The sequence below is a fragment of the Methylosinus sp. Ce-a6 genome (assembly GCF_009811655.1).
Classification (GTDB): domain Bacteria; phylum Pseudomonadota; class Alphaproteobacteria; order Rhizobiales; family Beijerinckiaceae; genus Methylosinus.
Genome location: NZ_BGJX01000069.1, coordinates 1 through 2,786, shown reverse-complemented (window position 1 = coordinate 2,786; position 2,786 = coordinate 1). Strand labels below are relative to the sequence as shown.

4 protein-coding genes are annotated in these 2,786 nt (G+C 65.5%); all 4 read left to right on the top strand.

The window, feature by feature from the left end; translation table 11 throughout:
- Window positions 1-111 precede the first annotated feature (111 nt).
- On the top strand, window positions 112-483 hold the full coding sequence (locus Mspo_RS19255; RefSeq protein WP_256366384.1) for a transposase: 372 nt from the start codon (window positions 112-114) through the stop codon (window positions 481-483).
- On the top strand, window positions 480-827 hold the full coding sequence (gene tnpB, locus Mspo_RS19250; protein ID WP_159732885.1) for an IS66 family insertion sequence element accessory protein TnpB: 348 nt from the start codon (window positions 480-482) through the stop codon (window positions 825-827). Before Mspo_RS19255 ends, tnpB begins: the two co-directional genes overlap by 4 nt.
- Before the next feature lie 67 nt (window positions 828-894).
- Window positions 895-2,508 (top strand): IS66 family transposase, encoded by a 1,614-nt coding sequence (locus tag Mspo_RS19245; protein ID WP_159732883.1) that lies wholly within the window; start codon window positions 895-897, stop codon window positions 2,506-2,508.
- Window positions 2,509-2,510: 2 nt separating this feature from the next.
- Entirely contained in the window at window positions 2,511-2,744 is a 234-nt protein-coding gene (locus Mspo_RS19240) for a hypothetical protein (protein WP_159732881.1), read from the top strand.
- Window positions 2,745-2,786: the final 42 nt, after the last annotated feature.

The window sequence follows — 2,786 nt, the reverse complement described above, 5'->3', positions numbered from 1 at the left end:
CGTATCCCTCCGGCGGCGGCCGCCTGGCGGTGACCTCGGTTTTTGGGATAGCTGCGTGACGGGTGGCGCGATGATCGTGTCCACTTCAGTTACAAGCGGACACTATCGCCTATGTCGCGCAACGATGATGGTCCTCCGGCGCTCGAGCGCAGGCGTCGATCATGGGCTATGGATGAGAAGCGCCGGATCGTCGACGAGAGCCTCGAGGAGGGAGCTTCGATCGCCGAGGTCGCGCGGCGGCACGACCTCAACACCAACCAGCTCTTCACCTGGCGTCGGCAGTTCGGCGTCGTCCCGACCGCGCCGCAGGAACTCGCGCCGATCCTGCCCGTAACGATCACGCCGGACGCGGCGACGGAATATTCCGCTCCAGGGTCGACTGGCCAGATGGAGATCGTGCTGGCCGAGGGTGATCGGATCATCGTGTGGGCAGATGTCGAGGCAGCCGCGCTGTCGCGGGTCGTGAAGACGCTGCGCCGATGATCCCGTTGCCGGCGGGCTGCCGAGTGTGGATCGCGACCGGCCACACGGACATGCGGCGCGGCATGCAGGGGCTGGCGCTTCAGGTGCAAGAACAGTTGAAGCGCGACCCGCACGCGGGCGACCTGTACATTTTCCGTGGGCGCCGCGGCGATCTCGCCAAAATCCTCTGGCACGACGGGATCGGTTTGTCGCTTTACGCCAAGCGGCTCGACCGCGGAAAGTTCATCTGGCCCTCGGCGAGCGCGGGCGCGGTGTCGATCTCGGCGGGGCAGATGGCCTATATGCTGGAAGGGATCGACTGGCGGAATCCGCAACTCACCTACAGGCCGCAAAGCGCGGGGTGAGAAAAAGCTGGGGTCGACTGCATTTTGGGGCGCCACAAATCGCGCGATTTGTGATTCACTTCGCCTCATGGACGCCGTGAACCAAGCCCTTCTCGACGAAAACGCCGTGCTGAAAGCGCAGCTCGCCGTCGCGCTTGCAAAGGCGTCGGAAGACATGGCGCTGATCGCGGCGCAAAAGCTCCAGATCGCCAAATTGCAACGGCAGATCTACGGGCAGAAGTCGGAGCGCTCGGCGCGGCTGCTCGATCAGTTGTCGCTCGAACTCGAAGAGCTGGAAGCGAGCGCGACCGAGGACGAACTCGCGGCGGAGCACGCCGTCGCCAAAACGACGACGGTCGCCAGCTTCGAGCGCAAGCGGCCGCAGGAGCGCGACACCTTTCCCGAGCATCTGCCGCGTGAGCGGGTCGTAATCGAAGCTCCGGCGACTTGCGCCTGCTGCGGCGGCGCGCGGTTGCGCAAGCTCGGCGAGGATGTGACGCGGACGCTCGAGACGACGCCGCGTCAGTGGAAGATCGTCGAGACCGTGCGGGAAAAGTTCACCTGCCGCGACTGCGAGAAGATCACCCAGGCGCCGGCGCCATTCCATGTCGTCGCGCGCGGCTGGGCGGGTCCGAGCCTGCTGGCGATGATCGTGTTCGAGAAGTTCGGCCAGCATCAGCCGCTCAACCGCCAGGCCGAGCGCTATGCTCTCGAAGGCGCGCCGATCGCGCTGTCGACCATGGCCGACTCAGTCGGCTCCGTGTGTGCGGCGCTCGATCCGCTGCGGCGTCTCGTCGAGGCGCATGTTCTGGCGGCGGAGCGGCTTCATGGGGACGACACCACCGTGCCCGTGCTGGCGAAGGGCAAGACCGACACCGGCCGGTGCTGGGTCTATGTTCGCGACGACGCGCCTTTCGGTGGAGCCGGGCCGCCGGCCGCGATCTTTTATTATTCGCGTGATCGTCGCGGGGAACATCCGCAGACTCACTTGTCGGGGTATTCCGGCATCCTGCAAGCGGACGCCTACGACGGCTATAACCGGCTGTATCTGGCGGAGCGCAAGCCCGGCCCGATCCGCGAGGCCGCGTGCTGGGTCCATGCGCGGCGCCCGTTCTTCGCCATGGCGGATATCGACGAGAATGCGCGGCGCAAGGCGGCGGGGAAAAAGGAAATCCCGCTCTCTCCGATCGCCGTCGAGATCGTGCGCCGGATCGACGCGCTGTTTGCGATCGAGCGGTCGATCAACGGCAAGAGCGCCGGGGAACGTCTCGCCGTCCGGCACGCGTCGAGCCGCCCGCTCGTCGATGCGCTGGAAATCTATCTGCGCGAACAATTCGCCAAACTCTCGCGTGGGCACGATCTCGCCAAGGCGATCCAGTACATGCTGAAGAGGTGGCCGGCCTTCACGCTGTTTCTCGATGACGGACGCGTATGCTTATCGAACAATGCCGCCGAACGAGGCCTGAGAGGCATCGCCCTTGGCCGGAAAAGCTGGTTGTTCTGCGGTTCCGACCGCGGCGGCCAGCGCGCCGCCGCGATGTACAGCCTCATCATCACCGCCAAGATGAACGGCGTCGATCCGCAGGCTTGGCTCGCCGACGTTCTCTCGCGCATCGCCGGACATCCAGCGCATCGGCTCGATGAACTGCTGCCGTGGAACTGGCGAGCGTCGGCTCCGCGCGCGTCGGCGCTGGCGGCCTGAGCATGCACGTCAACAAGGTCGATCACGTCACGACCGTCGAGCGCGTCGCAGAACGCCTCGGCGAGAGCGTCGACTTCATCCACGACGTCGCTCTCGAAATGGACCCCGAGGACGGCGTCATCTGGGTCTACGGCATCGGAGACGACGGCGTTCTCGCATTCACCGACTTCGGCATCGAAACTCTCGTCGAGCTCATCGAAATCCACAAAGACCTGAAGGCCCGCGCCGGCGCCTGACGCTTCAGCCTATCCCGCCTGCGGCCCACGCCGGATGCTTAC